Annotated in this window: 6 protein-coding genes; 1 reads left to right on the top strand and 5 read right to left on the bottom strand. The window is 68.5% G+C overall.

Annotated features, from left to right (window positions below):
- The 3 genes from AC2VOU_RS06405 to AC2VOU_RS06395 all read right to left on the bottom strand — a co-directional run.
- Positions 1-357, bottom strand: a 357-nt coding sequence (locus tag AC2VOU_RS06405) for an amino acid permease (RefSeq protein ID WP_486956617.1), incomplete at its 3' end; no start/stop codon positions are given.
- 38 nt (positions 358-395) lie between these two features.
- Entirely contained in the window at positions 396-998 is a 603-nt protein-coding gene (locus tag AC2VOU_RS06400; RefSeq protein WP_486956616.1) for a TetR/AcrR family transcriptional regulator, read from the bottom strand.
- Complete coding sequence (locus AC2VOU_RS06395) at positions 985-1,857, bottom strand: oxygenase MpaB family protein (RefSeq protein WP_486956615.1); 873 nt, start codon at positions 1,855-1,857, stop codon at positions 985-987. The genes AC2VOU_RS06400 and AC2VOU_RS06395 overlap by 14 nt, the downstream gene beginning before the upstream one ends.
- Positions 1,858-1,981: 124 nt before the next feature.
- Here AC2VOU_RS06395 and AC2VOU_RS06390 point away from each other — a divergent pair, with 124 nt between their 5' ends.
- A complete protein-coding gene (locus AC2VOU_RS06390; RefSeq protein WP_486956618.1) occupies positions 1,982-2,869 on the top strand; it encodes an alpha/beta hydrolase in 888 nt (295 codons plus the stop codon).
- Between the two features lie 20 nt (positions 2,870-2,889).
- On the opposite strand, the gene AC2VOU_RS06385 is transcribed toward AC2VOU_RS06390, so the two are convergent.
- Positions 2,890-4,989: a heavy metal translocating P-type ATPase gene (locus AC2VOU_RS06385; protein WP_486956614.1), complete on the bottom strand. Its 2,100-nt coding sequence runs from the start codon at positions 4,987-4,989 to the stop codon at positions 2,890-2,892.
- On the bottom strand, positions 4,986-5,185 hold a 200-nt coding region (locus AC2VOU_RS06380; protein WP_486956613.1), incomplete at its 5' end, for a hypothetical protein. The genes AC2VOU_RS06385 and AC2VOU_RS06380, both read right to left, overlap by 4 nt.

The following is a 5,185-nucleotide window of genomic DNA, read 5'->3' as shown; positions in this document are numbered from 1 at the left end:
CCAATACGACAACACCAAACCGCCGGCGACGGCCTCGAACCCGACCACCACGACCCAGAAGTACCAATACAACCAGCCGACCGAGAATCCCGCCCAGTCGCCGAAGGCTTGCCGGGCGTAATCGGCGAACGAACCGGTGGACGGGTTGGCGGTGGCCATTTCGCCGAGCATGCGCATCACCAGCACGACGAGCACACCGCAGACCGCGTAGGTGATGACGGCACCGGGCCCCACCTCGCCGATGATGACACCGGACCCGACGAACAGCCCGGCGCCGATGACGCCGCCGAGCGCGATCATGTTGAGCTGCCGCTGGGAGAGCCCACGACGAAGCGGGGTCGACAGGTTTTCCGGCATTAAGGCACGCTAACACCCACCCGGGGGGCGCGCTCGATTCAGACCGGCACGGCGCGCAGCGCGGCGGGCAGGCTGGGCAGGAAGTGCACGGTGGCGAAAGCGCGGATGTCGTCTTCGCCGACGATCTGCTGACGGGTGGGCAATACCAAAAGCATCGCCGCATAGCGCAGGATGGTGTCGGCCAGTTCGTCGACGGCAGCCGACCCGATTTGCTCGGCGAATCCGTCCGGGAAGATGACCCGAAGCGCTGCTGCCATCCGCTCGACGGCGGCAGCCCAGTGTCGGCGCGCCAACTCGATCATCAGGCCGGGCTCGTCGGCGAGCATCCGGGTCAGCACCCGGTGCCGGCGGAATCGCAGCATCGACAAGGTGAATGCCTCGACGTAGTAATTCGATTGTGGACGACGGCTTTTCAGCTCTTCGGCGATGTCGGCGAACAGCACCGCGTTCTCGCGGTCGATGACGGCGGAGACCAACTCATCGCGGTTGGCGAAGCGCCGGTAGATGGTGGTACGGCTGACCCTGGCCCGTCGAGCCACGTCGTCGACAGCGACCCGGCGGAAGCCATGCCGACCGAACTCGACGACGGCGGCGTCGAGGATCGCGGTGGTGGCCGCGTCAGCGGGGCTACCCGCGGGCATGGCCCGCTCTAGCAAAACCGTTGTAGCGCAGACGCATCGGCAGCCGGTCCCATAGCCAGTTCACCGGCCGCGACCGCCACATCGCGGCGAACCGCTGATAGCGGCGCTCCTGGCGGTCGCTCCAGGGCAGGCCGAGCAGTTCACGCCCCCGGGGCGGCAGCCCGCCCGTGGTCAGGAACGCCGCGATCGGGTTGAACACCGGAGCCACCGCGCGCCACACCGACGGCGTCACGCCCTTGGGCCGCGGAAATCCTTTGGTCACATATCCCACACCGTATTTCGCGGTCGGGTGGGCCACCACGACGTCGTTCATCATGTGGTCCCAATACTTCTCGAACTCCTGGTAGTCGGCGGGCATCGCCCGCTCGCTGACCCCGTAGCGGCGGTACCAGGTCTTGGATTCGAGATAGATCTGCTCCTTCTCCGCGTCGGTCAGGCGTTTGACGAAGGTGTCGGCGAAATACAGCACCTGCTCGACGAAGGTGGCATGCGCCCAGAAGTAGGTGTCGGGATCCAATGCGTGATACCGCTCAGCTTTTCCTTGCCCGGCGGGCATGAACCCCTTGATCTGGTGGTGGAAGTCGCGGACCTGCCGACCGGTGTTGTCGTCGTCGGACCCGTAGACGGTCTTGAAGATCGGCGGCAGCGAGCGCTTGATGCGCGCGGAGGTGTCACTGAAGAACACCGAGTGATCCAGCACGCCCTGCCCGAGTTCGGCCAGCATGTTCTGCAGCACCGCGGGCCGCGGCCCGATCAGGAACATTCTGTTGTCGCCGAAGTACCGCCACACCAGCGATTGCGGGCCCAGCGGTAGCGCATCGGCGCTCTGCCCGGCAGAAGGCTCACGCAGCTCGGTCATGCGGAACAGTGTTACAGATTTCGCACTGTGTATCAAACGCAAGCGTTACGTAGACAAACTGTGACCGCCATGTTGCCTTCGGAAACGGCGTGCCTCGGTGGACGCCGCTGCTCAGAACGGCAATATGTGGCTGGTGCCTGACCTGTCACGCCGTGCTGCGTTGCGCCTCGGCGGCGGTGCTTTCGCGGGGGCGGCGGGGATCTGGACGTTCGGCGCCCTGGTCGACCCGACGCAGGTTCCCGCCGACCCCAGCCCGTTCGAGCCCGCGGCGCCGGCCGGCCCGCCCGCGCCGCCCGTCGTCGCTCCCACTCCGCTACCGACCAAGATGTCCGGATCGTTCATTTCGGCGGCCCGCGGCGGCATCGTGACCAACTACATCATCGCCAGGCCGCCCGGTCAGATCGCGCCGCTGCGCCCGGTGATCGCACTGCACGGTGTACGCGGCAGCGCCAAACAGGTGATGAACTTCGGTGTCGAACAGGTGCTCGCCGATCTGGCCGCAGCGGGCCGGCCCCCGTTCGCGGTGGTCGCCGTCGACGGCGGGGACACCTACTGGCATCGGCGGGCGGGCGGCGAGGACGCGGGCTCGATGGTGCTCAACGAGCTGATCCCGATGCTGGCGACGATGAACATGGACATCACCCGAGTGGGTTTCATCGGCTGGTCGATGGGCGGCTACGGCGCGATGCTGCTGGGCTCCCGGCTGGGCCCGGCGCGCACGGCCGGGATCTGCGCCGTCAGCCCGGCGCTGTACCAGTCCTACACCGGCAGCACGTTGGGCGCGTTCGACAGCTACGACGACTGGACGCGCAACACCGTCTTCGGATCGCCGGCGCTGTCGACGATTCCGCTGCGGATCGACTGCGGCAACGACGACCGCTTCGCGCCGGCCACGCACCAATTCATCGGCCAACTGCTGACACCGCCCGCGGGCGGCTTCACCCCCGGCGGGCACGACGAGGCGTACTGGCGTCAGCAGCTGCCAGGCGAGCTGGCCTGGCTGGCGTCCTGACCCAATCAGCCCTGAAAACCTCAGAGCCGCAAGCTGTTTGTCACCACCAATAGCGAAGAACAGGCCATCGCCGCCCCGGAGATCATCGGGTTGAGCAACCCCATAACCGCCAGCGGGATAGCCGCTGCGTTGTAGCCGAACGCCCAGAACAGGTTCATCCGGATGGTCCGCAGCGTGCGTGCCGACAGCCGCAGCGCGGTCACCACGGTGTGTACCTCCGTGCGCATCAGGGTGAAATCGCCCGCGTCGATCGCCGCGTCTGCCCCGCTGCCCATCGCCATGCCGATGTCGGCAACGGCGAGGGCCACCGCGTCGTTGACACCGTCGCCGACCATGGCCACGATTCGGCCCTCGGCCTGCAAATCCTTGACGGCTTTGGCCTTGTCGGTGGGCAGCACGCCGGCGATCACGTTGTCGGCCGCTATGCCGACTTGTGCGGCGACGCGCCGGGCCACCGTCGGGCTGTCACCGGTCAGCAGCATCGGCGTGATGCCCATGCCGATCAGTTCGGCGATCGCGGCGGCGCTGTCGGGCTTGATCTGATCGGACAGCGTGATCACGCCGCGCACCTGCCCACCCCACGCCACCTGCACGGCCGTTTGACGGACGGGCGCCAGCAGGTCGACGCCGGCCAGCGACCCGGCCCGCGATACCGCCACCTCGACCCCGTCGACGACGCCGCGAACCCCGGTTCCCGGGGTGTTGACGAAATGATCCGGGCCGCTCCCGACGGCGAGCCCGCGGTCACGAGCTGCCGCCACGATCGCCACCGCAACCGGGTGCTCGGACGCCGACTCGATGGCGGCCGCGCGCGTAAGCACCAGGTCGGCGTCTTCGCCCGGCCGGGCATCGACGTCGTGGACGGTCATCGCGCCGGTGGTCAGGGTGCCGGTCTTGTCGAACACGACGGTGTCGACGCCCTTGACCGCCTCCAGCAGTTTCGGATCCTTGATCAGGATGCCGAGTTGCGCACCGCGGCCGGTGCCGACCAGGATCGCGGTCGGGGTGGCCAACCCGAGCGCGCACGGGCAGGCGACGATCAGCACCGCGACGGCGGTGGTGAACGCCGACGACGAAGGCTGTCCGGCCAGTAGCCACCCGGCCATTGTCGCCGCCGCGATCACCAGCACCACGGGGACGAAGACCCCCGCGACCCGATCGGCCATCCGCTGGACCGGGGCCTTGCCGTTCTGCGCGTCGCTGACCAGCGTGGCCATCCTGGCCAGTTGGGTGTCGGCGCCGACCTTGGTGGCGCGCACCAGCAGCCGGCCGTAGGTATTCAGCGAGCCACCGGCGACGGTGTCACCGACAGCCACGTCGACGGGTACCGGCTCACCCGTCATCGCCGAAGTGTCCAACGCCGTTGCACCGTCGACGATCACGCCGTCAGCGGCCACCCGCTCCCCCGGCCGCACCACCACCACATCGCCGACCTGCAACTGCGGGACCGGCACGCGCATCTCGGCTCCGTCACGCAGCACCACGGCGTCCTTGGCGCCCAGGCTCAACAGCGAGCGCAGCGCGGCCCCGGACGCCCGCTTGGCGCGCGCCTCGGCGGAGCGGCCCGCCAGCTGGAACACCGTGACAGCGGCGGCGACTTCGAAGTAGACCGGGGCCACTCCGCGCAGCACCGCGGCCGTCGACCAGAGATAGGCGGCCAGCGTGCCCAACGACACCAGGGTGTCCATCGTCGACGAGCGATGCCGGATGCCCAATACTGCCGCGCGGTGGAACGGATAGCCGCCCCACGCCACCACCGGCGTGGTCAGTGCCAGCGCCAGCCATTGCCAACCGGTGAACTGCCAGCCGATCACCATCGACAGCGCGACCACCGGAATCGCCAGCAGCGTCGACCCGATCAGCCGCGGGCGCAGCTCGTCGTGCGCGGCATCGTCGGACGGCCCGAACGGATCGACGACCACCGAGGCCTGGTAGCCCGTCGACTCGACCGCACGGATAAGATCGCCGGCCGACACCGCATCCTCGTGCTGCACATGGGCGCGTTCGAGAGCGAAGTTCACCGCGGCCTGCACACCGTCGAGCCCGTTCAACGCGCCTTCGATGCGGACTGCGCAGGCACCGCAGCTCATGCCGCGCAGCTCGAGATCGGTGGTGATCATGCCACCGTCGTGCGGGCGGTCCGCCGCAGCCGGGCGATGCCGACCACCGCCAGCATCCCGGCGAGCGCCGCCAGCAGCAGAGTCACGAGCAGCATCGAGGGGTCATAGACCACCGAGCTGGTCACCGACTGGTCCTGGAGGACGGGCGCCACCGCAACGGTGGTGCGGACCGCCGACCCGCTGACCGCGCAGCCCA

The sequence above is a fragment of the Mycobacterium sp. TH-M25 genome, assembly GCF_057473665.1.
Note: the sequence above shows the minus strand (reverse complement) of the source record. Positions and strands in the feature narration are given on the sequence as shown.